Source organism: Streptomyces sp. NPDC002156 (genome assembly GCF_053593675.1).
Genome location: NZ_JBSFDA010000162.1, coordinates 1 through 23,070 on the forward strand (window position 1 = coordinate 1; position 23,070 = coordinate 23,070).

22 protein-coding genes and 1 pseudogene are annotated in these 23,070 nt (G+C 70.4%); 16 read left to right on the top strand and 7 right to left on the bottom strand.

Going from position 1 to position 23,070, the window contains the following annotated elements; all coding sequences use genetic code 11:
* The coding region (locus ACWCRB_RS39950; RefSeq protein ID WP_451000753.1) for an ABC transporter transmembrane domain-containing protein at positions 1 to 1,420 on the bottom strand (1,420 nt) is incomplete at its 3' end.
* A gap of 195 nt (positions 1,421 to 1,615) precedes the next feature.
* On the opposite strand from ACWCRB_RS39950, the gene ACWCRB_RS39955 reads away from it, so the two are divergent.
* From ACWCRB_RS39955 to ACWCRB_RS39970, 4 genes are read left to right on the top strand one after another with little or no spacing between them, the layout of a single operon-like run.
* Complete coding sequence (locus ACWCRB_RS39955; RefSeq protein WP_451000754.1) at positions 1,616 to 2,521, top strand: ABC transporter ATP-binding protein; 906 nt, start codon at positions 1,616 to 1,618, stop codon at positions 2,519 to 2,521.
* The gene (locus tag ACWCRB_RS39960) at positions 2,518 to 3,255 is read left to right on the top strand and encodes an ABC transporter permease (RefSeq protein WP_451000755.1); all 738 of its coding nucleotides are present in this window, start codon (positions 2,518 to 2,520) and stop codon (positions 3,253 to 3,255) included. Before ACWCRB_RS39955 ends, ACWCRB_RS39960 begins: the two co-directional genes overlap by 4 nt.
* Positions 3,256 to 3,311: 56 nt before the next feature.
* A complete protein-coding gene (locus ACWCRB_RS39965; protein ID WP_451000773.1) occupies positions 3,312 to 4,568 on the top strand; it encodes a sensor histidine kinase in 1,257 nt (418 codons plus the stop codon).
* The gene (locus tag ACWCRB_RS39970; protein ID WP_451000756.1) at positions 4,558 to 5,193 is read left to right on the top strand and encodes a response regulator; all 636 of its coding nucleotides are present in this window, start codon (positions 4,558 to 4,560) and stop codon (positions 5,191 to 5,193) included. The genes ACWCRB_RS39965 and ACWCRB_RS39970 overlap by 11 nt, the downstream gene beginning before the upstream one ends.
* 27 nt (positions 5,194 to 5,220) lie before the next feature.
* Here ACWCRB_RS39970 and ACWCRB_RS39975 read toward each other — a convergent pair whose 3' ends face one another.
* Together ACWCRB_RS39975 and ACWCRB_RS39980 are read right to left on the bottom strand one after the other, a co-directional pair.
* Positions 5,221 to 6,630 carry a sulfatase family protein gene (locus ACWCRB_RS39975; protein ID WP_451000757.1) on the bottom strand — a complete coding sequence of 470 codons (1,410 nt, stop codon included), beginning with the start codon at positions 6,628 to 6,630 and terminating at the stop codon, positions 5,221 to 5,223.
* Between the two features lie 82 nt (positions 6,631 to 6,712).
* A complete protein-coding gene (locus ACWCRB_RS39980; RefSeq protein ID WP_451000758.1) occupies positions 6,713 to 6,814 on the bottom strand; it encodes a putative leader peptide in 102 nt (33 codons plus the stop codon).
* Between the two features lie 138 nt (positions 6,815 to 6,952).
* Between ACWCRB_RS39980 and ACWCRB_RS39985 the strand changes: the two genes are divergently transcribed.
* Both ACWCRB_RS39985 and ACWCRB_RS39990 read left to right on the top strand, forming a co-directional pair.
* Complete coding sequence (locus ACWCRB_RS39985; RefSeq protein ID WP_451000759.1) at positions 6,953 to 7,573, top strand: GNAT family N-acetyltransferase; 621 nt, start codon at positions 6,953 to 6,955, stop codon at positions 7,571 to 7,573.
* Positions 7,574 to 7,583: 10 nt separating this feature from the next.
* Positions 7,584 to 8,423 (top strand): alpha/beta fold hydrolase, encoded by an 840-nt coding sequence (locus ACWCRB_RS39990; RefSeq protein WP_451000760.1) that lies wholly within the window; start codon positions 7,584 to 7,586, stop codon positions 8,421 to 8,423.
* Positions 8,424 to 8,573: 150 nt separating this feature from the next.
* On the opposite strand, the gene glgX is transcribed toward ACWCRB_RS39990, so the two are convergent.
* Entirely contained in the window at positions 8,574 to 10,868 is a 2,295-nt protein-coding gene (glgX, locus tag ACWCRB_RS39995) for a glycogen debranching protein GlgX (RefSeq protein WP_451000761.1), read from the bottom strand.
* Positions 10,869 to 11,030: 162 nt separating this feature from the next.
* On the opposite strand from glgX, the gene ACWCRB_RS40000 reads away from it, so the two are divergent.
* From ACWCRB_RS40000 to ACWCRB_RS40030, 7 genes are all read left to right on the top strand, one after another.
* Positions 11,031 to 12,272: an Ig-like domain-containing protein gene (locus ACWCRB_RS40000; protein ID WP_451000762.1), complete on the top strand. Its 1,242-nt coding sequence runs from the start codon at positions 11,031 to 11,033 to the stop codon at positions 12,270 to 12,272.
* 189 nt (positions 12,273 to 12,461) lie between these two features.
* Positions 12,462 to 13,676 (top strand): L,D-transpeptidase, encoded by a 1,215-nt coding sequence (locus ACWCRB_RS40005; protein ID WP_451000763.1) that lies wholly within the window; start codon positions 12,462 to 12,464, stop codon positions 13,674 to 13,676.
* A gap of 89 nt (positions 13,677 to 13,765) precedes the next feature.
* Entirely contained in the window at positions 13,766 to 14,533 is a 768-nt protein-coding gene (locus ACWCRB_RS40010; RefSeq protein WP_451000764.1) for an enoyl-CoA hydratase/isomerase family protein, read from the top strand.
* 302 nt (positions 14,534 to 14,835) lie between these two features.
* Positions 14,836 to 15,339 carry an ATP-binding protein gene (locus ACWCRB_RS40015; RefSeq protein ID WP_451000765.1) on the top strand — a complete coding sequence of 168 codons (504 nt, stop codon included), beginning with the start codon at positions 14,836 to 14,838 and terminating at the stop codon, positions 15,337 to 15,339.
* Positions 15,340 to 15,422: 83 nt separating this feature from the next.
* Positions 15,423 to 16,193 (top strand): polysaccharide deacetylase family protein, encoded by a 771-nt coding sequence (locus ACWCRB_RS40020; protein ID WP_451000766.1) that lies wholly within the window; start codon positions 15,423 to 15,425, stop codon positions 16,191 to 16,193.
* A complete protein-coding gene (locus ACWCRB_RS40025; protein WP_451000767.1) occupies positions 16,193 to 17,389 on the top strand; it encodes a YncE family protein in 1,197 nt (398 codons plus the stop codon). Before ACWCRB_RS40020 ends, ACWCRB_RS40025 begins: the two co-directional genes overlap by 1 nt.
* A 98-nt stretch (positions 17,390 to 17,487) precedes the next feature.
* Complete coding sequence (locus ACWCRB_RS40030; RefSeq protein WP_451000768.1) at positions 17,488 to 18,069, top strand: ADP-ribosyltransferase; 582 nt, start codon at positions 17,488 to 17,490, stop codon at positions 18,067 to 18,069.
* A gap of 92 nt (positions 18,070 to 18,161) precedes the next feature.
* On the opposite strand, the gene ACWCRB_RS40035 is transcribed toward ACWCRB_RS40030, so the two are convergent.
* Positions 18,162 to 18,800 (bottom strand): GNAT family N-acetyltransferase, encoded by a 639-nt coding sequence (locus tag ACWCRB_RS40035; RefSeq protein WP_451000769.1) that lies wholly within the window; start codon positions 18,798 to 18,800, stop codon positions 18,162 to 18,164.
* A 56-nt stretch (positions 18,801 to 18,856) separates the two neighbouring features.
* On the opposite strand from ACWCRB_RS40035, the gene ACWCRB_RS40040 reads away from it, so the two are divergent.
* Both ACWCRB_RS40040 and ACWCRB_RS40045 read left to right on the top strand, forming a co-directional pair.
* Entirely contained in the window at positions 18,857 to 19,771 is a 915-nt protein-coding gene (locus ACWCRB_RS40040; protein ID WP_451000770.1) for a MerR family transcriptional regulator, read from the top strand.
* 43 nt (positions 19,772 to 19,814) lie between these two features.
* Positions 19,815 to 20,027 (top strand): EF-hand domain-containing protein, encoded by a 213-nt coding sequence (locus ACWCRB_RS40045; protein ID WP_235479883.1) that lies wholly within the window; start codon positions 19,815 to 19,817, stop codon positions 20,025 to 20,027.
* Between the two features lie 456 nt (positions 20,028 to 20,483).
* Here ACWCRB_RS40045 and ACWCRB_RS40050 read toward each other — a convergent pair.
* Together ACWCRB_RS40050 and ACWCRB_RS40055 are read right to left on the bottom strand one after the other, a co-directional pair.
* Positions 20,484 to 21,221, bottom strand: a pseudogene (locus ACWCRB_RS40050) (beta-N-acetylglucosaminidase domain-containing protein); the annotation flags it as partial.
* 157 nt (positions 21,222 to 21,378) lie between these two features.
* A complete protein-coding gene (locus ACWCRB_RS40055) occupies positions 21,379 to 21,960 on the bottom strand; it encodes a hypothetical protein (RefSeq protein WP_451000771.1) in 582 nt (193 codons plus the stop codon).
* Between the two features lie 206 nt (positions 21,961 to 22,166).
* Between ACWCRB_RS40055 and ACWCRB_RS40060 the strand changes: the two genes are divergently transcribed.
* Entirely contained in the window at positions 22,167 to 23,000 is an 834-nt protein-coding gene (locus ACWCRB_RS40060; RefSeq protein WP_451000772.1) for a hypothetical protein, read from the top strand.
* Positions 23,001 to 23,070: the final 70 nt, after the last annotated feature.

Below are 23,070 nucleotides of genomic sequence, written 5' to 3' on the forward strand. Positions count from 1 at the left end.
GACCGAGAAGTACGTCGCGGGTGGCGTGCAGATGGGGTGCGAGGCCGTCCGGGCGCGGCGGCGTGGCTTCGCCGGTTCGTGGGTTGTTGGCTGCGGGCCCGGTGGGGGCTGGTCGCGCAGTTCCCCGCGCCCCTTCGGGGGCGCCGTGGCGGCTGTTGGGGGTCGCGTGCCCGTCGGCCCTGGCGGGGGCATCGGGGGTGCCGGGCGTGCGGGTTGTGTTGTCCGTGTCGGGCGCGCCTGGGCGCGGCGGTGTGGCTTCGCCGGTTTGTGGGTTGTTGGCTGCGGGCCCGGTGGGGGCTGGTCGCGCAGTTCCCCGCGCCCCTTCGGGGGCGCCGTCGTGCCCGTCGGCCGCACCATGTGCACCGGCGCCGGGGACCACCTTGCTCCCCGCCTCCCCTGCTCCCTCCGGCTCCTCGTCCATCACCTCGAAGTAGCGTTCCGTGGCCGTTGCCGCGTCCTGGCTCATTGCCAGGAGGAAGCCGATGGAGTCCACGGGCCAGCGCAGGGCCAGGGCCGTCGACAGGAAGGCGACCAGGGTGCCTGCCGACAGGTCGCCGTCGGCCACCTGCACGGTCCCCAGCACCAGTGCCGCTCCGATCGCCAGCTCCGGCAGCGTGACGATCACCGCCCAGATCGACGACAGCAGCCGGGCCTTGTGCAGTTCGGTGCCGCGCAGGGTCCGTGCCAGCTCGCGGAAGGCCCGCGCCTGGCTGCGGTGCCGGCCGAACCCCTTGATGATCCGGATGCCGAGCACGCTCTCCTCGACGACCGTCGTCAGGTCGCCCACCTGGTCCTGGGCCCGCCGGGCCACCAGGTGGTAGCGCCGCTCGAAGACGATGCACACGATCAGTACGGGGATGGCGGGCCCCAGGATCACCAGCCCCAGCGACCAGTCCTGGATCAGCATGATGATCACGCCGACCAGGATCGTCACCGCGTTGACCAGCAGGAACGTCAGCGGGAAGGCGAGGAACATACGCAGCAGCATCAGGTCGGACGTCGCCCGGGAGAGCAGCTGTCCGGACGGCCAGCGGTCGTGGAAGGCGACCGGCAGCCGCTGGAGCCGCCGGTACAGATCCGCCCGCATCGCCGCCTCGACCCCGGCCAGCGGCCGGGCCACCAGCCAGCGCCGCAGCCCGAACAGCAGCGCCTCACCGAGCCCGAGCAGCAGCAGCCACAGCGCCCCCAGCCACACCCCGCGCGAGTCGCGGTCGGCGATCGGCCCGTCCACCATCCACTTCAGGACGAGCGGGATCACCAGCCCCATGCACGACGCGAGGGCGGCGACGAACGCGGCGCTGAACAGCCGTACACGCACCGGCCGTACATACGGCCACAGGCGCAGCAGCGTACGTACGGCGGAACGGCCACGGTTGTTCGCGGTTTCGGGTTCCTTGGTGTTTGCACGTGTCGTGGGCATCAAGGGCGAGCCTACGGACCACCACTGACAGTGCCTACCGAGTTTTGACCCGGATCGGGTCGGGCGCTGGTCCTACGACCTGCGTGTTCGAGAGGTCGTACGGTCGGTCGTAGGGCCGCATCAACCGATCGGCTGATGCCGGTACGAGCGCGTCGGCCGATGTGCCGCCACTGCCCGCGCCGCGACCCTGATGCCATGTCCGTCATCGAAGTGAACGAACTGCGCAAGTCCTACGGTGGCCGGCCCGTCGTGGACGGCGTCTCCTTCGCCGTCGAGGAGGGCGAGATCTTCGGGATCCTCGGCCCGAACGGCGCCGGCAAGACCACCACCGTCGAGTGCGTCGAGGGCCTGCGGGTGCCCGACGCGGGCCGGGTCCGGGTCACCGGCCTCGACCCGGTCACCGACCACGAGGCCACCAGCCGCGTCCTGGGCGCCCAGCTCCAGCAGAGCGAGCTGCAGGCCAAACTGACCGTCCGCGAGGCCCTTGAGCTGTACGCGGCCTTCTACCCCCGCCCGGCCGACTGGCGCCCGCTGGCCGAACGCCTCGGCCTGGCCGACCGGCTCACCGCCAGGTTCGGCAAGCTCTCCGGTGGCCAGAAACAGCGCCTGTTCATCGCGCTCGCGCTCATCGGCAACCCCCGGGTCGTCGTCCTCGACGAACTGACCACGGGCCTCGACCCCCGCGCCCGCCGGGACACCTGGCAGCTCATCGAGGACGTACGGGCGAGCGGGGTGACCGTCCTCCTGGTCACCCACTTCATGGAGGAGGCACAGCGGCTCTGCGACCGGATCGCCGTGATCGACAAGGGGCGGATCGCGGCACTGGACACCCCGGCCGGCCTGATCCGCCGCTCGGCGGGCGCCACGGTGATCAGCTTCACCCCGTCCGAGCCGCTGCCCGAGGAGGCCCTGACCGCGCTTCCGGCGCTCGCGTCGGTCGAGTACAAGGACGGCCGGGTCACCCTCTCCGGCACCGACGAGACCGTCAACGCCGTCATCACCCTCCTCGCCCGCAGCCATGTCACGGCCCACCAACTCCGTGTCACCGACGCCACGTTGGACGACGCGTTCCTCGACCTCACGAAGGAGGAGGCGGCATGAGCAGTACGTCCGTACTGAGGACCGAGGTCCGGCTCTTCCGGCGCGAGCCGGGCGCGCTGTTCTGGATCCTGCTGTTCCCGACCATCCTGCTGGTGATCCTCGGCTCCATCCCGTCCTTCCGGGACCCCGACCCGGCCTTCGACGGCCTGCGCCCGGTGGACGCCTACGTTCCGGTGGCCGTGCTGCTCGGCCTGATCGTGGGCGGCCTCCAGTCGATGCCGCAGACCCTCACCGGCTACCGCGAGCAGGGCATCCTGCGCCGTATGTCGACCACACCGGTCCGTCCCTCCGCCCTGCTGTCCGCGCAGATGACGGTCTACGGCGGTGCCGCTCTGGCGTCGGCGCTCACCGCCCTCGTCGTGGGCCGCCTGGCCTTCGACGTACGACTGCCCGAGCAGCCCTTCGGCTACGTCCTCGCCCTGATCCTGGCCGTGCTGGCCGCCCTCGCCCTGGGCGCCCTCGTCTCCGCTCTCTCCCGCTCGACGAAGATCGCGGCGGCGATCGGCTCGGCCGTGTTCTTCCCGGCGATGTTCTGCGCGGGCGTGTGGGCGCCGGTGCAGACCATGCCGGACGTGCTGGCCAGGATCGTCGGGTACACCCCGTTCGGCGCGGCGGCGCAGGCGCTGAACCAGGCGGCGGCGGGGGACTGGCCCGGCTGGGACCACCTGGGCGTGCTGGTGGCCTGGACGGTGCTGCTGACGGCGGGCGCCGCGCGCTGGTTCCGGTGGGAGTAGGCGGGGGCGGGCGAGGGCCCGTGCAGACTGGGGGGATGACCGCGCAGACCGGGGACATGACCGCGGTGGACCAGGACCAGATCGAGCACCGTCAGGACCAGGTCCACACCTGGGGGGTCTACACGCTGCTCGCCGTCTCCAGCCTGCTCACGGTCGTCGCCAGTGAGCTGGTGGGGAGCGCCGCCGAGTGGTACACGGCCGGGGCACTTGTGCTCGCCGCGGTGCTGCTCCAGCTGTGGCACGGGCCCCGCCGCGGCCCCCGTACCCCGTCCTGGCGCGGGACCGTCTACTACGGTCTGCGCTGGGCGATCTCCTTCGCCCTCACCTGGATCAACCCGTTCTTCGGGTTCTACGCGGCCACCGGCTACTTCGACAGCGACGAGACGATCGTCGGACTGTGGCGGCAGCGGTTCGGCCTCTTCGCCACCGCCGTCGTGGTGGCCGGCACGCAGGCCGGCGGGATGCCCTTCCACAGCGTCGTCCAGTGGCCGCTGTTCGGCGTGATGCTGCTGACGAACACCGCCATGCTGGGGCTGGCCGGCCATGTCGCCCAGCAGCAGGAGCAGCGCTCCCGCGACCGGGCGGTCACCATCGCCGAACTGGAGCGCACCAACACGGCGTTGCAGCAGGCCCTCGACGAGAACGCGGCCCTGCACGCCCAACTCCTGCTCCAGGCAAGGGAGGCGGGCGTCGCCGACGAACGGCGCCGGCTGGCCGCCGAAATCCACGACACCATCGCCCAGGGCCTGACCGGGATCATCGCCCAGCTCCAGGTGGTGACGAACACCCCCGACCGGACCCTGGCACGCGAGCACATCGACCGCGCCATGAAGCTGGCGCGCCACAGCCTGGGAGAGGCCCGCCGCTCCGTACAGAACCTCGCGCCGGTCGCCCTGGAGAACGACGGGCTGCCCGAAGCCCTGAAGAAGACGGTCGTGGAGTGGTCCGAACGGACGGGCGTACGCGCCGAGTTCACGGTCACCGGGGCGTCGGAGCAGCTCCACGCGGAACTCGCGGCAACGCTCCTGCGCATCGCCCAGGAAGCCCTGTCGAACGCCTCCCGGCACGCCCGCGCCACCCGGGTCGGCGTCACCCTCACCTACCTCGGCGACGAGGTGATCCTCGACATCCGCGACGACGGCCAGGGCTTCGACCCGCTCGCGGTCCGCGAACGCACCGGCACCGGCGGCTTCGGCCTCGACGGCATGCGCGCCCGCGCCGAACGCATCGCGGGCTCACTCACCCTGGAGTCGGAGCGGGGCCACGGCACGGCGGTCTCGGCACGCGTACCGTTGGTCCCCCATGACAGCTGACCTGCCCATCACCCTCCTGATCGTCGACGACCACCCGGTGGTACGGGACGGTCTGCGCGGCATGTTCGAGTCGGCGCCGGGCTTCACGGTGCTGGCCGAGGCGTCGAACGGCGTGGAGGCGGTACGCCTGGCCACCGCCCTCGACCCGGACGTGATCCTGATGGACCTGCGCATGCCGGGCGGGGGAGGCGTGGCGGCCATCCGTGCGCTGACCCGCGACGGCGCCCGGGCGAAGGTCCTCGTCCTGACGACGTACGACACGGACTCCGACACCCTCCCCGCGATCGAGGCGGGCGCGACCGGCTACCTCCTCAAGGACGCCCCGAGGGACGAACTCTTCACGGCGGTACGGGCTGCCGCCCAGGGCCGTACGGTCCTCTCCCCGGCGGTCGCCTCCCGCCTGGTCTCGGCCGTCCGCACGCCGGGCAACGAGCCCCTCTCCGCCCGCGAACGCGAGGTCCTTGCCCTGGTCGCCAAGGGCACGTCGAACCGGGAGATCGCCCGCGTCCTGTTCATCAGCGAGGCCACGGTGAAGACCCATCTCACCCACCTGTACGGCAAGTTGGGCGTGAAGGATCGCGCGGCGGCGGTGGCGACGGCGTACCAGCGAGGGATTCTCGGCTAGTTCGGCCGGTTGGTTCGGCCGCCTCGGCTAACTCGGGTACGGCAGAAGCCCGTTGGCGATCTCCTCCCATGTACCCTTCAGCTCCGCGAGCAACTCGGGCCGGTCCGGGGCGAGATCGGCCTGCTCACGCTGGTCGGCGGCCAGGTTGTAGAGGTGGTCGGTCTTGGCGGCGTCCTGGTAGTACTTCCAGTCCCCGCGTCGCAACGCCCGATTGGCCCGCACCCGCCAGAACAGGTCCCGTTCGGGCAGTTCCTTGTCCCGCAGCAGATACCCGGCGAGGCTGTGGCCGTCCAGCGGATAGGCCGGGTCGGGCCGGGCACCGCCCAGCTCCAGGAAGGTCGCCGTCCAGTCGGGGGAGAAGTTGGGTACGTGGCTGACCTGGCGCCCGTCGATCCCGGCGGGCCAGCGCACGATGGTCGGTACCCGGATGCCGCCCTCCTGGAGCACGAACTTCTCACCGCTCAGCGGCCACAGGTACGACCAGCGCTCACCGCCGTTGTCGCTGGCGAAGTACACCAGCGTGTTCTCCTCCTGCCCCGACCGGCGCAGGGCGGCGAGCACCTCGCCGACGGCCGCGTCCAGGCTCTGCACCATCTCCGTGTACTTCTCGACGGAGCCGCCGTCGTAGTGGTTGAGGGCCTTGCTGATCTCGGCCTGGGTCTTGGCGGCCCGGATCTTCGCGGCGATCTCGGCACCGGTCTCCTCGTCGCCCTCGGCGAGCCACGGCCAGTGCGGAGTGGTGAAGTTGAGGTTGAGCAGCCAGGGCTTGTCACCGTGGTCCCGCCCGACGTACTCGACGGCCCGCTCGGTGAGGACCTCGGTGTAGTACCGCAGGTCCTGATACTCGGCGTCGCCCTCGTAGAGGTCGTGGTCGCCGAGCTGGCCGAGCTTGGAGAAGTACTCCAGCACACCCCCGTGATTGCCGAAGAACTCGTCCCACCCGGACTTGGTGGGGCTGTAGTCGGGCAGCCAGCCGCAGTGCCACTTGCCGATGAGCGCGGTGGAGTAGCCGGCCTTCTTCAACAGGGAGGCGAGGGTGGGGTGTTCGGGGTCGAGCCCCTGCGTCCTGTTGGCGATCGGCTCGGCGAGCCCGCCCGGAGTACGCCCCGGATAGCGCCCGGTGTAGAGGCTGAACCGGGTCGGCGAGCAGGTCGCGGACCCGGAGTAGGAATCGGTGAACCTGACCCCCTGCCGGGCGAGCCGGTCCAGGTTGGGCGTCTTGATGTGCGGGGCGCCGTAGGAGGAGAGGTCGGCCCAGCCGAGGTCGTCGCCGAGGATGACGAGGAGGTTGGGACGGCGTCTGCCGTGCTGTCCGGCCGTACGGGCCCGGAACGGACGCTCGGCGGCAGCGGCAGGAGTCGTACCGGCGGAGGCAACGGCGGTGACGGCACCGCCACCGACGAGACCACCGAACGTACGACGGGATATTTCGGGCATGCGGAGGTTCCTCAGGGCAGAGGGGGCCCACGAAGGGGACACCTAAGGGAGGTGGAAAGGGAACGAGGGAGAGACCGTGGGCTCAGCGACAGATGGCGCTGGACTGCCGGCACAGGTCGACATGACGCCGTTCCACGAGCGCGATGTGCGCGCGGCGGAGACCGGCGGAGTTCCTCATGGTCATGGACGGTGCCAGGGTGACGACAGGGGCGTCAAGAAGGTGTCCACGGACCGGAACCGGCACGGAATTCGCGCGACACGAGGCACCGGTTCTGGAACGCTACGGAACCGACGACGTCGTGCCGCGCTGGACGGGTGATCAATGAGTTTCAAGCTTGCCGGACCGGTTCTGGAGGGCTCCCGCGTACGCCTGGAGCCCCTGGACCACCGCCACGCACCGGACCTGGCCGAGGCGGCGGAGGAGGACCGCGGCTCGTACCGCTTCACCTCGGTACCGAGGGCGGCGGAGGTCGGCGAGTACATCGACGCCCAGCACGCCCGGGCAGCCGCCGGAATGCTGGCTCCGTACGCGCAGGTGGACCGGGCCTCGGGGCGCGCGGTGGGAACCACGGCCTACTGGGAACCGAGGCTGTGGCCGAGGGGCGACGGCCTGTGCGCGATCGAGATCGGCTACACCTGGCTCGCGGCCTCGGCCCAGCGCACCGGCCTGAACTCCGAGGCCAAGTACCTCCTGTTCCGGCACGCGTTCGAGACCTGGCAGGTGGCCCGCGTAGACCTGAAGACGGACGCCCGCAACACCCGCTCCCGTGCGGCGATCGAAAGAACGGGCGCCCACTTCGAGGGCGTACTGCGCAACTGGTCCCAGTCCTGGGTCCCGGGCGAGGAGGGCAGGCTGCGGGACTCCGCGATCTTCTCGATCACGGCGGAGGAATGGCCGGACCGCCGGGCGGGCCTGGAACGGCGGCTGGCCTCGCGGGTCTAGCGTGGCGTTCATGACCGATCACGAGAAGCTCGTCGGGGTCGACGATGTGGAGCTGTGCGTCGAGACCTTCGGAGACCCCGCGCACCCGGCGATCCTGCTCATCGACGGTGCGGCCGCCTCGATGCTGTGGTGGGAGACCGAGCTGTGCGAACGGATCGCGCGCGGCGGCCGGTTCGTGATCCGCTACGACAACCGGGACACCGGCCGGTCCACCAGCTACCCGCCCGGGCGGCCGGGCTACTCGTACACCGACCTGGCCTGGGACGCGCTCGGCATCCTGGACGCCCTGGACGTCGAGCGCGCGCACATCGTCTGCCGGTCGATGTCCGGCGGAATCGGGCTCCTCATCGGGGTGGACCACCCCGACCGGGTGGAGTCACTGACGTTCGTCTCCACGTCCACGGGCGATGACGGCCTCCCGCCGCCCTCCGACGAACTGGCCGGCACCACTCCCGCCGATCCGGACCCCGCGGATCCCGGCGCGGTGGTCGACTACGTCGTCGCGTCGGCGAAGGCGTACGCGGGCGGCTCGCCCCACTTCGACGAGCGGGCCACCCGCACGCTGGTCGAGCGGGGCGTGGCCCGCACCCGCGACATTGCGGCCACCCTCGTCAACCACTACGCGATGTCCTTCGACGGATCGTCCCGCGACTTCGCCTCCCTCAGGGCGCCGACCCTGGTGGTGCACGGCGACCACGACCCGGTCTTCCCCCTCCCGCACGGCCACGCCCTGCGCGACACGATTCCCGGCGCGACCCTGCTGATCCTGGAGGGCGCCGGACACGACCTGCCGAAGCCACTGTGGGACGTGTTCGTCCCGGCGCTGCTCCAGCACACCGCGAGAGGCTGACATCGACCGCGATCCGTCGGCCGCTCAACCCCCGAACTCGTCAACGGGGGCCGGCTTCACCCACCCAGGGGCGCGAGGCTGTACTGATCTGCGGCTCCGCCGCGTGGGCGCGACCAGCCACAACGCACCCGCACCCGAAAACGCACCCCCTCACCCCACCACCCGCAACAACAGCACAGCCCTCCCCGCCACCCTGATCTCCTCCCCCGCCAGATACCCCACCCCCGGCGCCTCCCCCTGCTCCTCCCGCGACGTGTCGACGACCACCTCGTACCGTTCCGCCCAAGGTGCCCCCGGCAGCGTGAAGTTGGTCGGGGCATCGCCTGCGTGCAGGACCGCCAGGAAGCTGTCGTCGATGATCGGAGCGCCCCGGGCGTCGCGGCCCGGGATGTCGCGGCCCGACAGATACATGCCCAGGGTCGCCGCCGGCGCGTACCAGTCCCGTTCCGTCATCTCCGTGCCCCCGGCGGTGAACCAGGCCAGGTCCCGCAGCCCGTCGGCCGAATGGGCCCGGCCGGAGAAGAACGCCCGGCGGCGCAGTACGGGGTGGCGGTGGCGCAACTCGATGAGGCGGGCCGTCAGTTCGGTGAGCGCCCGCCAGCCCGGGTCCTCCAGCAGGCTCCAGTCCACCCAGCTGATCTCGTTGTCCTGGCAGTACGCGTTGTTGTTGCCGCCTTGCGTACGGCCCAACTCGTCGCCTGCCACCAGCATCGGAACTCCCGTCGACAGCAGCAGAGTTGTCAGGAGGTTGCGCAGCTGGCGGCGGCGCAGCGCGGCCACCTGCTCGTCGTCCGTCTCTCCCTCCGTGCCGCAGTTCCAGGCGCGGTTGTCGTCCGTACCGTCCCGATTGCCCTCGCCGTTGGCCTCGTTGTGCTTCCGCTCGTACGACACCAGGTCCCGCAGGGTGAAACCGTCGTGCGCCGTCACGAAGTTGACCGAGGCGTAGGGACGTCGGCCTCCCCATGCGTACAGGTCGCTCGATCCCGACAACCTGTATCCCAGGTCCCGCACGTCCGGCAGCGCGCCCCGCCAGAAGTCCCGTACCGCGTTGCGATAGCGGTCGTTCCACTCCGTCCACAGGGGTGGGAACGCGCCTACCTGGTAGCCGCCCGAGCCGACGTCCCACGGTTCCGCGATCAGCTTCACCCGCCGCAGCACCGGGTCCTGCGCGATCACCGCCAGGAACGGGGACAGCATGTCGACGTCGTGCATCGAGCGGGCCAGGGCCGCCGCCAGGTCGAAGCGGAAGCCGTCCACCCCCATCTCCGTCACCCAGTACCGCAACGAGTCCGTGATCAGGCGCAGTACGTGCGGCTGGACCACGTGGAGGGTGTTTCCGCAGCCTGTGTAGTCCGTGTAGCGGCGTGCGTCGTTCTGCAGGCGGTAGTAGCCCCTGTTGTCGATGCCCCGCAGCGACAGGGTCGGGCCGCGCTCGTCCGCCTCCGCCGTGTGGTTGTAGACCACGTCGAGGATGACCTCGATGCCCGCCGCGTGCAGCGCGCGCACCATGCGCTTGAACTCGCCGACCTGCTGGCCCGCCGTACCCGTCGCCGCGTACCCGGCGTGCGGGGCGAAGTAGCCGATCGAGTTGTAGCCCCAGTAGTTCTTCATGCCCCGGCGCAGCAGGTGGTCCTCGTGCGCGAACTGGTGGACAGGGAGCAGCTCCACCGCCGTGACGCCCAGCCGCACCAGGTGCTCTATCGCTGCCGGGTGTGCCAGGCCCGCGTACGTGCCCCGCAGCTCCTCCGGGATGCCCGGGTGGAGTTTCGTGAAACCCTTCACGTGGAGCTCGTAGATCACCGAGTCCGCCCACGGGGTCTTCGGGCGCCGGTCGTCCTCCCACTCGTCGTCGGTGGTGTCGTCGTGGACGACGACACCCTTCGGGACGTGCGGCGCCGAGTCGCGGTCGTCGCGCACGGTGTCCGTGACCTGCTGCTGGGGCCAGTCGCGGACATGCCCGTACACCTCGGGAGGCAGGTCGAAGTCGCCGTCCACCGCACGCGCGTACGGGTCCAGGAGCAGCTTCGCCGGGTTCCAGCGGGCGCCCGTCCAGGGGTCCCAGCGGCCATGCACGCGGTAGCCGTACCGCTGGCCCGGCATGACCCCGGGCACGAAGCCGTGCCAGATCTCGTGCGTCAGCTCGGTGAGGGGCACGCGGGTCTCCACCTCGCCCGCGCCCTCCTCCACCTCGCCGAACAGGCACAGCTCCACCGACTCCGCCCCGCCCGCCCACAGCGCGAAGTTGGTGCCCGACACCCCGTCCGGGCCCGTGCGGAAACGTGCGCCCAATGGCATCGGGGTCCCCGGCCAGACAGGCACGGCGGGCAGCGCGGCGCGCGGTGCGCCGTTCAGCACGGTGTCGGTGTCGGGCAATACGGCGGCGGGGTGCCTCTCCTCGACGGCGCGCTGATCCGCCACCGCCTTCTCCTCGGCTGCGCTGGACACCTCTCCGCCTCCTGCGGCTCGTGGAACGAGTGGAACGAAGCGGGTACAGGGGCTGTGGCGTCCCGGCCGAGGCGTCCTGTCGCGTCGTTCTCCCCCCTGTTCTGCCCAGAGCATGGCTCGCACTCACGTTTCCCCAGGGCGGGCCGCGTCGTTGGGTCCTGCGTGAGGCACGTAACTGGGCGCGCTCGGCGCGCGAGGGCCGGGCTGGCCGCCGTACTGACATGGGCAGGACTGCTGGCCGGAGCCGCCGGCTGCACTTCGGAGGGGGTGGGCGGGACGGACTCGGTGTTCGGGAAACCCCGGGGACGAGAGGACGTGATCCGCGTCTCCCCGGACGACGGCAGCCGTGCCGTGCGCCCCGACAACCCCCTTCTCGTACGGGTGCCCGGCGGGCGCCTGGAATCGGTGAAGGTCGTGAAGGCGCAGGACGCGCAGGAGTCGGAGGTGGCCGGGCGGATCGCGGACGACGGGCTGTCCTGGCGGCCCGACGACGCGCGGCTCGCGCTGGCCGCCAGGTACACGGTCGACGTCGTGGCCCTAGATGCCCACGGACGCCGTTCGGCCCGGCACACGACCTTCACCACGTACGTGCCCGATGAGCGGTTCATCGGATACGTCACCCCGGAGAACCGCGCCACCGTCGGCACCGGAATGATCGTGTCCCTGGAGTTCAACCGGGAACTGAGGAACCGCGCCGCCGTCGAACGTGCCGTCCGTGTCACCGCCGAACCCGCCGTCGAGATCCGCCCGCACTGGTTCGGCGCCGACCGCCTCGACTTCCGCCCCGAGGAGTACTGGGCCCCGGGGACCAAGGTCACCGTCGAGCTGGGGCTGCGGGACATCGAGGGGTCGCCGGGGGTGTACGGGATCCAGCACAAGACGTTCACCTTCACCGTCGGCCGCAGCCAGGTCTCCCTGGTCGACGCCGCCGCGCACACCATGCAGGTACGGCGCGACGGCGAGCTGCTCGCCACGGTGCCGATCACGGCGGGGGCGCCCAAGACCACCACGTACAACGGGAAGATGGTGGTCACCGAGATGCTGGAACTGACCCGGATGAACGGCGCCACGGTCGGCTTCACGAAGAAGGACGGCAAGGGGGAGTACGACATCCCCGACGTGCCGCACGCGATGCGCCTGACCACCTCCGGCACCTTCCTGCACGGCAACTACTGGGCGCCGGACGCCTTCGGCAACACCAACGTCAGCCACGGCTGCGTCGGGCTGCGGGATGTGAAGGGCGGCAGTTCGGACAGTCCGGCGGGCTGGTTCTTCGACCGGAGCCTCATCGGTGACGTCGTTGAAGTCGTCCATAGCAATGACAAGAAGGTCGCTCCCGACAACGGGCTCGGCGGATGGAACATGGGCTGGAAGGAGTGGAAAGCGGGCGGTGCCCTGAAGTAGCGGTCGGTTGAGGGACGTAACGGTCACTGAATCGACGTAAACAGTCGGGTCCGACAATCCGATGATGTTGGGACGGAACAGTGACCTTTCAGGGCCGCCGGGGGGTGTGACCTTGTGGTTAATATGCGCCGGGGTGCGCGGGACGCGCCGGGGAAGTGGGCCTGACCAGGCCACGGGAGGGGAGAAAGCTTGAACGCGCGACCAATATCGGGGGCAACGGGGGCACTGCTCGCCGGAGTTCTGCTCGTCGCCGTCACCGCGTGCAGCGGGGGCGGCGACTCGGGCTCAGGGGCCGACGACGCCAAGCCGAAGGGCAAGGAAACCTCCACCGCGCAGAGCCGGCAGTCGCAGGCGGTCGTCAGCATCGCGCCCAAGAACGGCGCCAAGTCCGTGGACACCAACGGCGCCCTCACCGTCAGCGCCACCAAGGGCAAGCTGACCGAGGTCAAGGTCGAGGACGCCAAGGGCAACCCGGTCGAGGGCACACTGACCGCCGGTGACACCAAGTGGGCGCCCTCGACGCATCTCACCGCGTCGACCACGTACAAGGTGCACGTCGTGGCGAAGGACGCCGAGGGGCGTACGGCGGCGGAGGAGTCCTCCTTCACCACCCTCACCCCGAAGAACACGTTCATCGGTACGTTCACGCCCGAGGACGGTTCCAAGGTCGGCGTGGGCATGCCGTTCTCGATCAGCTTCAGCCGGGGCATCACGTCCCCCGAGGACGTCGAGAAGGCGATCACGATCAAGACCGAGCCGGCCGTCGACGTCGAGGGCCACTGGTTCGGCAACGACCGCCTCGACTTCCGCCCGGAGAAGTACTGGAAGCCTGGTACGAAGGTCACGGTCTCCCTCGCCCTCGACGGCGTGGAGGGACGCCCCGGCGTCTACGGCAAGCAGGCCAAGCAGGTCTCCTTCACCATCGGCCGCAGTCAGGTCTCCACGGTCGACGTCAAGACCAAGACGATGGTCGTACGACGGGACGGCAAGGTCATCAAGACCATCCCGGTCACCACCGGTGCGCCCGGCTACGAGACCTGGAACGGCCAGATGGTCATCACCGAGCGCCTCGAAGTGACCCGGATGAACGGCGAGACGGTCGGCTACGGCGGCGAGTACGACATCAAGGACGTGCCGCACGCCCAGCGCCTGACCACCTCCGGCACCTTCATCCACGGCAACTACTGGGCGCCGAGCGCCTTCGGCAACTACAACGCCAGCCACGGCTGCATCGGCCTGCGGGACGTACGCGGCGGCTATGACGGCAAGATCGCGGCAGCCTGGTTCTTCAACCGGTCGATGATCGGCGACGTGGTGATCGTGAAGAACTCCAACGACCGCATCGTCGACCCGGACAACGGGCTCAACGCCTGGAACATGTCCTGGGAGAAGTGGAAGGCGTAGCCTCTCCTTTTTTCTCTACGACGTTCTGCGGGCCCGGTGTGACTGACAGCACCGGGCCCGTTGTCGTTAGTCCCCGTTAACCTGCCTCCATGACTGTGCATCTCGAAGTCGCCGAAGGTGTGGGCACGCTCCGGCTGGACCGTCCGCCCATGAACGCGCTGGACGTCGCCACCCAGGACCGTCTCAAGGAACTCGCGGAGGAGGCCACCCGTCGGGACGACGTACGGGCGGTCGTCGTGTACGGCGGGGAGAAGGTGTTCGCGGCCGGTGCGGACATCAAGGAGATGCAGGCCATGGACCACGCGGCGATGGTCGCGCGGGTCAGGGACCTGCAGGACTCCTTCAGTGCCGTCGCCCGTATCCCCAAGCCGGTCGTCGCCGCCGTCACGGGCTACGCGCTGGGCGGCGGCTGCGAGTTGGCGCTCTGCGCCGACTACCGCATCGCCGGTGACAACGCGAAGCTCGGCCAGCCGGAGATCCTGCTGGGCGTGATCCCCGGCGCCGGCGGTACGCAGCGGCTGTCCCGGCTGATCGGCCCCTCCAGGGCCAAGGACCTGATCTTCACCGGCCGGATGGTCAAGGCCGACGAGGCGCTGTCGCTCGGTCTGGTGGACCGGGTCGTACCGGCCGCCGATGTCTACACCGAGGCGCACGCCTGGGCGGCGAAGCTCGCGCAGGGCCCGGCGATCGCGCTGCGCGCGGCGAAGGAGTCGATCGACGCGGGGCTGGAGACGGACCTGGAGACCGGGCTCGCGATCGAGCGGAGCTGGTTCGCGGGCCTGTTCGCGACGGAGGACCGGGAGATCGGCATGCGGAGCTTTGTGGAGGAAGGCCCCGGCAAGGCGAAGTTTCTCTGACTCCCGCTGACTCCGGCCGACTTCTTCAAGTTCGGTCAAAGTGCTTGCAGTTGACGCGATGTCTGATTCCAGGTCCCTCGATAGGGCGGTTTATGGGAGCCTTAACCCAACCTTAAGCCTGTCTTGTCGAGGGGGCCTGTCGCTTGCCCGAAAGTGAGCTTCCGTCGCAGGTGGGAGGGGCTTTACCCCCCAACGAAATGCCTCTGGCATATGTCAGAGGATCGAATCGGAATGACTCATTCCGGGGAGCGTATTCCTCGGGAACGGCCCCGGCGGCCGGTTCGGGCGGCCATGATGGGGGCATGGCGGGGCTGGAGGGCATGGAACAGCCGCGGGGACACGCCCGTGCGACGGCAGCGCGGTGGTCGCCTGCGGTCGAGGACGAACGGGCGCTCAAGGCGTTCGAGTTGTTCGGAAACCCCACAGAGCGCGAGATCCGGCTGCCGTCCCGCCCCGAGTCCGCCGCGACCGCGCGCCGCCTCGCCCAGATCGTCGTGCTGCGTCAGTGGGGGCTCACCCCCAAGATGACGGAGGACGCGGTCCTGCTCGTCTCCGAACTGGTCGGCAACGCCGTGCGCCACACCGGCGCGAGAGTCTTCGGCCTGCACATGCGCCGGCGCCGGGGATGGATCCGGGTGGAGGTCCGCGACCCCTCGCGAGGGCTGCCGTGTCTGATGCCGGTCCAGGAGATGGACATCAGCGGGCGGGGGCTGATGCTGGTGGACAAGCTCTCCGACCGGTGGGGGGTCGACCTGCTGCCGCGCGGAAAGACGACGTGGTTCGAGATGCGGGTCGCCGACAGGTAGGCCGCGTGTGTGGCCGCCGTACGACTGTGTGGGCGGGCCGCCGATCGGGCTAATCGCCCGTTTTCCACCCCAACCCCCCTTAAATGGTGCGGGTGACCACGACCGACCGTCGGGCGGTGCTGCGTGCGGGCGCCGGGATCGTTGCCTCGGGGGTGCTGACCACCGGGTGCGCGCCCGGCGGTGCCGCCGCTCCTCCCGCCGCCCCCTCATCCCGTACGTCCACCCCCGCCCCCGCTCCCGCACCCCTCCTCCGCTACCCCGCCCAGATCCTCCACGGCCCCCGCGACCGACCCCGGGTCGCCCTCACCTTCCACGGCAACGGCGACCCCGCCACCGCGCACGCGCTGCTCTCCGCCGCCGAGGAACACGGCTCCCGGGTCACCGTGTTCGCCGTCGGGACCTGGCTCGACGCCCATCCCGGGCTCGCCCGCCGCGTCCTCGACGGCGGCCATGAACTCGGCAACCACACGCTCCGGCACCTCGACATCAACGCCATGCCGGAGGCGGACGCCGAGGCCGAGATCAGGGGGTGCGCCGAGCGGCTGAAGACGCTCACCGGGTCCATCGGCACCTGGTTCCGGCCCTCGCGCGCCGCCCTCGCCTCCCCGCTCGTCGAACGGCTCGCCCGTAGGGCCGGTTACCCGCACGTCCTCTCCTACGACGTCGACTCCCTCGACTTCACCTCGCCGGGCGCCCCCGCCGTCGTACGCAATGTCATGGCCGACGTCCGCGCCGGATCGATCGTGAGCCTGCACTTCGGGTACGCGGACACGGTCGCCGCGCTGCCCGGTCTCCTGCACGAACTCGACCGCCGCGGCCTGCACGCGGTGACCACCACGGAGCTGCTGAGCTGATGCCCCCCACCAAGACCACTGTCGCCCGCGCGCTTGTCGCGGGAGCCGCCCTCACCGTCCTCGCCGGACTCACCGCCTGCGGCACCGAGACCCGGGAGCAGCCGAACCGGACCCTCGGCGCGGTCAAGCCGGTGAAACCCGCCGCGCCCGCCGAACCGGTCGTCCGAGGCCTCCCCGGGATGCCGCCCGTCCTCCACCCCCGTGACGTCTACGCCGCCGACCGGCCGAACAAACTCTCCCCGGTCGTACGGGACTTCCCGTCCCGCGTGTACGTGCCCAACACCGAGTCCGACACCGTCTCCGTCATCGACCCGAAGACGTACGAGATCGTCGAGACGATCCACGTCGGACGCCAGCCCCAACACGTCGTCCCCTCCTGGGACTTGAAGACGCTCTGGGTCAACAACAACCGCGGCCACACCCTCACGCCCATCGACCCGAAGACCGGGAAGGCGGGCAAGCCGGTCGACGTCCACGACCCGTACAACCTCTACTTCACGCCCAACGGCAAGTACGCCGTCGTCATGGCCTCCCTCGACCGCGAGCTGGTCTTCCGCGACCCGCACACCATGAAGACCGTCAAGACCGAGCCCGTCAGCTGCTACGGCGTCAACCACGCCGACTTCTCCCTCGACGGCCGGTACTTCATCGTGTCCTGCGAGTTCAGCGGCGAACTGCTGAAGGTCGACACGGAGAAGATGGAGGTCGTGGCGCAGCAGAAGCTGCCCTACGAGGGCGCGATGCCGCAGGACGTCAAGATCTCGCCGGACGGCAAGCGGTTCTACATCGCCGACATGATGGCCGACGGCATGTGGGTCCTGGACGGCGACAAGTTCACCCGGCCCACCCTCCTGCCCACCGGCAAGGGCACCCACGGCCTGTACGTCAGCCGCGACTCCCGCGAGATGTACGTCTCCAACCGGGGCGAGGGCAGCGTCTCCGTCTTCGACTTCGAGAAGGGCGAACTGACCAAGAAGTGGCACCTGCCCGACGGCGGCAGCCCCGACATGGGCGGTGTCTCCGCCGACGGCAAGGTCCTCTGGCTGTCCGGCCGTTACGACGCCGAGGTGTACGCCATCGACACCCGGACCGGCAAGCAGCTGGCCCGCATCAAGGTGGGCAGCGGCCCGCACGGCCTCGCCGTCTACCCGCAGCCCGGCCGCTATTCGCTCGGCCACACGGGCATCTTCCGCTGATCCGCGACGAGTTGACCGACCTCCGGCCTGTCGGCTGACACGCCGCCGATCGAGTGACGGTCCCCGGTCCGTCGCCGCAGACCCGAGATGGTGCATGCATGATCACCACTCGCCTGCGGCGGCGGACCGCTGCCATCGTCCTCTCCCTGGCCGCCGTCTTCGCGACCTCGGCCGCCACAGTCCCGAAAGCCGCTCCTGCCTGCCCCCAGTTCGACGACCCGGTCAAGGCCGCCGTCGACCGCCGCGTCGACGTCGACCGCATCACGCCCGAGCCGGTCTGGCGGAAGACCTGCGGCACCCTCTACCGCAGCGACGGCCGCGGCCCGGAGGTCATCTTCGCGGAGGGCCTCAAGCCCAGGGACGTCATCAACGGCCAGTACGACATCGAGAAGTACGTCCTGGTCAACCAGCCCTCCCCGTACGTCTCCACGACGTACGACCACGACCTGTACAAGACGTGGTGGAAGTCGGGCTACAACTACTACATCGACGCCCCGGGCGGCGTGGACGTCAACAAGACCATCGGCGACACCCACAAATGGGCCGACCAGGTCGAGGTCGCCTTCCCCGGCGGAATCGACCGGAAGTACATCATCGGCGTCTGCCCGGTCAACAAGACGACAAAGGTAGAAATCATGAGCGCCTGCGAGAGCAACCCCCACTACGAGGCCTGGCACTGAGCGATTGAGGAGCGCCCCGAAGGGGCGCCCGAAAGGGGCGCGGGGAACTGCGCGACCAGCCCCCACCGGCCCGCGGCCAAGGCACAACCCCCTCACTGGGCGAGGAGCAACGCCTCCCCGCCCACAGCCACAAACCCCGCCGCAAGGAACGCCCGCACACTGCGGGCGTTCCCCGGAGCCATCTGCGCCCACACAACCTCCCCACCGCTCAGCTGCCGCGCGGCACTCGCCAGGGCCCGCCCCAGCCCCCGATGCCGTACCCCCTCCGCCACCTCCACCGCGGCCTCCAGCCGCCCCGCGACCCCACGCCCCAGGATGAGCACGCCACCGTCGGCCGCCCACACCCGGACGTCGTCCCGGTGCTTGTGCGCCCGGGCGACCCGGTGATGACCGGGATCGTCGATCTCGGACAACGCCAACGACGGCTCACCCGGCAGCGGAGAAGCGACGGCCAGCAGATCGATCGTCTCGTTCGTGCGGCCCGTACGGTCCATGAGGGCGGCCAGGAAGCGCGGGTTCATCGGCGCGGAGAGCGCGTCGCTGTCGACGCCGGCCAGGGTCCGGCGTACCCAGTCCGGGTCCTCGTCCGTGAAGACGACCGCGTGCGCGGTGAAGGCGAGGACTCCGGCGTCGCGGTGGCAGGCCTGGGGAACGATGGTCGTACGGCCGTCCGGCGGCGGGAAGACGCCCCGCGCGACGCCGTCGAGAATGTCCCTCAGCGTTTCCCCCACAGTGCCCCTCCCGGCCTCTTGAGTCTCCACCCACTGGAAGGCCCAGACTCGCGAACATGATCGACGACGGCACCGGACATCTCACCATCGGCGAACTGGCCAGGGCCAGCGGACTGACCGTACGGACCATCCGTTACTGGTCCGACGAGGGCGCCCTGCCGCCCGTGACCAGGTCGTCCGGCGGCTACCGGCTGTACGACGCCGGCTCCGTGGCCCGCCTCGAACTGATCCGCACCCTGCGCGAACTGGGCCTCGGCCTGGACCACGTACGCGCGGTGCTGGCCGGGGAGACGACGGTCGCGGAGGTGGCCGCCGCGCATGTGGCGGCGCTGGACGCGCAGATCCGGACGCTGAAGGTGACCCGTGCGGTGCTGTCGTCCGTGGCGAGACGCGGTTCGACCGCGGAGGAGATGACGCTGATGAACAAACTGGCGCGGCTGTCGGCCGCCGAACGCAAACGCATCCTGGAGGAGTTCGTGGACGAGATGTTCCACGGCCTCGACGCGGCGGACCCGGTGATTCGTGAGCGGATGCGGACCATCGCCACCGACCTGCCCGAAGACCCCACGCCCGAACAGGTCGACGCCTGGGTCGAGTTGGCCGAGCTGTTGCGGGACCCGGAGTTCCGGGCGCGGATGCGGGCGGTCGCCGAGTTCAACGCCGCCGACCGCGGCCACGACACCGCGGACGGCTCCTCCCTGTGGTTCGCGCAGCGGATGATGAGGCTCGCGGTCGACGCCCGGAAGCGGGGCATCGCCCCCGACGACCCGGAGGCCGAGGACGTAGTGCGGGACATACTGGGCGACGCCGACCCCGCCGACGTACTCGTACGCCTGGAGTCGTCGACGAACGACACGGTCGCCCGTTACCGCGAGTTGCTGCTCGCCGTGAAAGGCCGGGAACCGCTGGCCGCGCACCGGGAGGAGTTCACCTGGGTGGTCGCGGCGCTACGCGCCCACCTGGCCAGTTAATCTGACCTCGTCAGCAGGTACGTACATGAAGGGGCGGGTCCCGGTGGCGGACATCGAGGAAGCACGCAAGCAGTTCGAGCGGATCGACACGAACGGTGACGGGTTCATCACGGCCGCCGAGTTCAAGTCCGCCCTGGCGCAGGAGGGTGACTGGAACGTCACCGAGTCCGTGGCCGAGGTCATCATCGCCTCCCGCGACCTCGACGGCGACAAGCTCCTGTCGTTCGACGAGTTCTGGACGTACCTGAACAAGTAGTGCGCGGTGGTACGGAGTTGTACGTGTGGGGGGCGCCCGCCGGATCCTCGGTGGGCGCCCTCTCACGTTCCGCCCAGCGCGCGGGCCACGAACGTGTCCAGGACGTCCGTGCCGACCTTCACCTCGCGTTTCCGGCCCTGCCAGTCGACGACCGTGTGCGCGCGGGCGGCGTCGCGCAGGGCCCGGACCTCGGAGCGGCTGCCCTGGCCCTCTCGGACGGCCATCGCGCCCTGCGCGGCCCTCGCCCATTCGCCCGCGCAGGCCAGCCAGGGTGCCGCCGAGGTACGGAGGGCGGCCGGGACCGTGTTCGGCCCCGGCCAGGACCGTCAGCCGGGCCCGTAGGGCTTTCGCGGCGCCGGCGTCGCCCCGCCAGTACGCCGCCGTCAGCGCGGCCAGTTCGGGGGCCTGTACTCCGTTGATGCGTGAGGCGCGGTTGACGTCGGCGAGGGCGCGCAGGGCGGTGAGGGCGCGGGTGTCGCCGGCGGCCAGGGTGGCCAGGCCCGCGTCCAGGGCGGCCTCGGGGCGGTACTTCGCCGGGTTCCAGGTGTAGGCGGCCAGGGAGAACAGGGCCGGGGCGGAGGCCGTGGCCTGGTTCATCGGGTTGGCGGTGATGCCCTTCACCACGCCCGCAAGCGTGCGGTCGCGGCCCTCGTAGGGGCCTAGGAGGAGGTGGCCCGGCGTGTAGTCGTTCACCGGGTAGTTGTCCCAGACCAGCACCTGGTGACCGTACGTGCGACGGGCCTCGCGGGCCTGGGCGGTGCGCAGCGTCGGGGAGACGACCTTGGCGCCCGTCCACATCACGGTGACGGCCGGGTCGAGCCGGGCGGCGAGGGTGCTCTTGTACGCGCCGGTGCCGGACCCCGTGTACTCCGTGGGCACGGTGATCAGCGGCGCCGCACCCTTGCGCGTGCCGAGGAACCCGCGCTGGACCCGGTTGAGGAGATCGGCCTGTGCCCGGGCCACGGCGGCCGTGCCGGAGCCGTACGCCGTCCGGTCCCGGGCGCAGTTCCAGCGGCTGATGTCGATGTCGTCGAGGGGCACGGCGAACGCGCGCACCCCCAGATCCCACAGCTGCCGGAACTTGCGGGTGAGGGCCGCCATGTCGGCGGGGGAGCTTTGACGCCCTCGTCTGCGTGAACACAGACGATTCCGGTCCGCACCGCTACGCGGTGCCACCTTGGGTTCCTGCTTCACAGGCCCTTGCCCGCTCCCTTGCGGGAGTTGGTCTTACATGGGCCTCCACAGGCGTTACTTTCCGCCCGTCCGGCGGTAGGTCGGACAACTCCGTTGTCCGACAAGGCGACCCTAGCCCTGATGCCGCGCCCCTCCGGGCCGCTATGGCAAGGATGCCCTACACCTCCACCCTGAAAGGTGGATCACTGGACAAATGTTCGGCAGTAGACGGTGGGGCCGGGGGGAGGGCGTAGACGAAGGTGATGTGGTTGCCGGTGGCCCGGCGGACCAGGGTGCGTAGCGGGGTCAGGCGGGACGGGGGGTCGGTGTCGTGCCAGCGGGCACGCAGCCCTGTTGACGCTTCGTCAGACGTGCTGAGGGGCTCGGAGGTGATGGTGAGCAGGAGTTCGTCCTGTTGCGGCTGGTCGCCGTAGCGCAACTGGTGGACGCCTGCCTCGCGGAGGGTGCGGGCCACGGAGTCCAGCGTCGCCGCGTCCGTCCCGGTGTCGGAGTGCAGGGCCACGCTCCCGCCGATCCGGACCGAGCCCTTGGCCACGTGCACGCTCCGGGGCGTCGGCCACAAGGCCGGTACCGGGGACGGGGGTTGGGGCTGGGCGCTGGGGGTGGCGGAACGGGGGGCCGCGGAACGGAGGGTCGCCGTGTCCTGGGGGTCGTGGGTGAGGACGGTCGCCAGGAGCAGGCCCGCCAGCGCGAGCGCCGCGCCCAGCAACAGCCCTGGAGGTACAGGCCATTGGCGCACAGGGTCTCCGTTCCCCCGCTCGGTCGTCCAACACATGAATCCGTCATGGGACTTCTTATCCACTGGTGTGCTGTCATGTCCGAAAACATGGTGATGTGCCAAATCGGCCACGCTGTGCGCCAGTTGGCGTAGACGCTGCTGATGCCAGGCCTTTGCATGGAACCGCCGGAGGGCTAGTGGTCCTGCCGGAGCACAGGAGGACAGCCATGATGTCGCCGGACCCCTTCAGCTACTGGATCGTGCTGCTCGACATCGAGGACTTCAGCCTGCGCCCGGAGAACGCCCAGGCCACCCTGCACGAAGAGCTGTACGAGGTGGTCGGGTTCGCGCTCGGCCGGGCCGGACTCGGTCTCGCCGACTGCCCGGTCCAGGACCGCGGCGACGGCATGCTGATCCTGGTCCCCATCGGCACCAGCCCGACCAGGCTGCTGCGCGAACTCCAGCGCGGACTGGAGGACGCACTGCTGGCCCACCGGGCGAAGTACAACGAGGACCACCGGATGCGGCTGCGGGTCGGCCTCAACCAGGGGCTCGTGATCCGGCAGGGCGAGCGCTGGACCGGTACGGCCATCAACGACCTGGCCCGGCTCGTGGACGCGGGCCCGGTCAAACGGGTGCTCGCCGAGGCGCGGCGGGCCCAGCTGGTGCTCGTGGTGTCGGAGAGCGTCCACACGGCGGTCGTGCTGGGCCGCTACCCGGGCATCGACCCGGCGGCCTATCTGCCGGCCGACTTCGTCACCAAGCACGGCGAACCGCGCCGCGGCTGGGTCACCGTACCCGGCTACGCGGCGCCACCAGGACTTCCCGCGGATCCGGGGGAGCCGCCCGGCGGAGCGACAGGGGGAGCCTCCGCGCTGGGCGGCACAGCGGGAAGAGCCGGCGGCGGAACCGACTCGGGGAGCACGGTTCCGCCGCCCAAGCTCACCGCCCGTGATGTGACGAACAGTCAGTTCGCCGTCGGTGAGGGGGCCAAGGCCGTCGGCCGGGACGACGTGGCGGGCAACGTGTACTACATCAACCCGCCTCGGGACGAGAGGTGAGCACGCCCGGCGCCCCGGCACCCGGACCCGCGCCCGCCGCCGGTCCCGCGCCCGCCGCCACGCCGTCCCC

What these genes read in the sequence shown, in the direction of transcription:
- ACWCRB_RS39955 (WP_451000754.1), top strand. Translation starts at nt 1,616, where the DNA reads ATGTCCGTCATCGAAGTGAACGAACTGCGCAAGTCCTACGGTGGCCGG.
- ACWCRB_RS39960 (WP_451000755.1), top strand. Translation starts at nt 2,518, where the DNA reads ATGAGCAGTACGTCCGTACTGAGGACCGAGGTCCGGCTCTTCCGGCGC.
- ACWCRB_RS39965 (WP_451000773.1), top strand. Translation starts at nt 3,312, where the DNA reads ATGACCGCGGTGGACCAGGACCAGATCGAGCACCGTCAGGACCAGGTC.
- ACWCRB_RS39970 (WP_451000756.1), top strand. Translation starts at nt 4,558, where the DNA reads ATGACAGCTGACCTGCCCATCACCCTCCTGATCGTCGACGACCACCCG.
- ACWCRB_RS39975 (WP_451000757.1), bottom strand. Translation starts at nt 6,630, where the DNA reads ATGCCCGAAATATCCCGTCGTACGTTCGGTGGTCTCGTCGGTGGCGGT.
- ACWCRB_RS39980 (WP_451000758.1), bottom strand. Translation starts at nt 6,814, where the DNA reads ATGACCATGAGGAACTCCGCCGGTCTCCGCCGCGCGCACATCGCGCTC.
- ACWCRB_RS39985 (WP_451000759.1), top strand. Translation starts at nt 6,953, where the DNA reads ATGAGTTTCAAGCTTGCCGGACCGGTTCTGGAGGGCTCCCGCGTACGC.
- ACWCRB_RS39990 (WP_451000760.1), top strand. Translation starts at nt 7,584, where the DNA reads ATGACCGATCACGAGAAGCTCGTCGGGGTCGACGATGTGGAGCTGTGC.
- ACWCRB_RS40010 (WP_451000764.1), top strand. Translation starts at nt 13,766, where the DNA reads ATGACTGTGCATCTCGAAGTCGCCGAAGGTGTGGGCACGCTCCGGCTG.
- ACWCRB_RS40015 (WP_451000765.1), top strand. Translation starts at nt 14,836, where the DNA reads ATGGCGGGGCTGGAGGGCATGGAACAGCCGCGGGGACACGCCCGTGCG.
- ACWCRB_RS40020 (WP_451000766.1), top strand. Translation starts at nt 15,423, where the DNA reads ATGGTGCGGGTGACCACGACCGACCGTCGGGCGGTGCTGCGTGCGGGC.
- ACWCRB_RS40025 (WP_451000767.1), top strand. Translation starts at nt 16,193, where the DNA reads ATGCCCCCCACCAAGACCACTGTCGCCCGCGCGCTTGTCGCGGGAGCC.
- ACWCRB_RS40030 (WP_451000768.1), top strand. Translation starts at nt 17,488, where the DNA reads ATGATCACCACTCGCCTGCGGCGGCGGACCGCTGCCATCGTCCTCTCC.
- ACWCRB_RS40040 (WP_451000770.1), top strand. Translation starts at nt 18,857, where the DNA reads ATGATCGACGACGGCACCGGACATCTCACCATCGGCGAACTGGCCAGG.
- ACWCRB_RS40060 (WP_451000772.1), top strand. Translation starts at nt 22,167, where the DNA reads ATGATGTCGCCGGACCCCTTCAGCTACTGGATCGTGCTGCTCGACATC.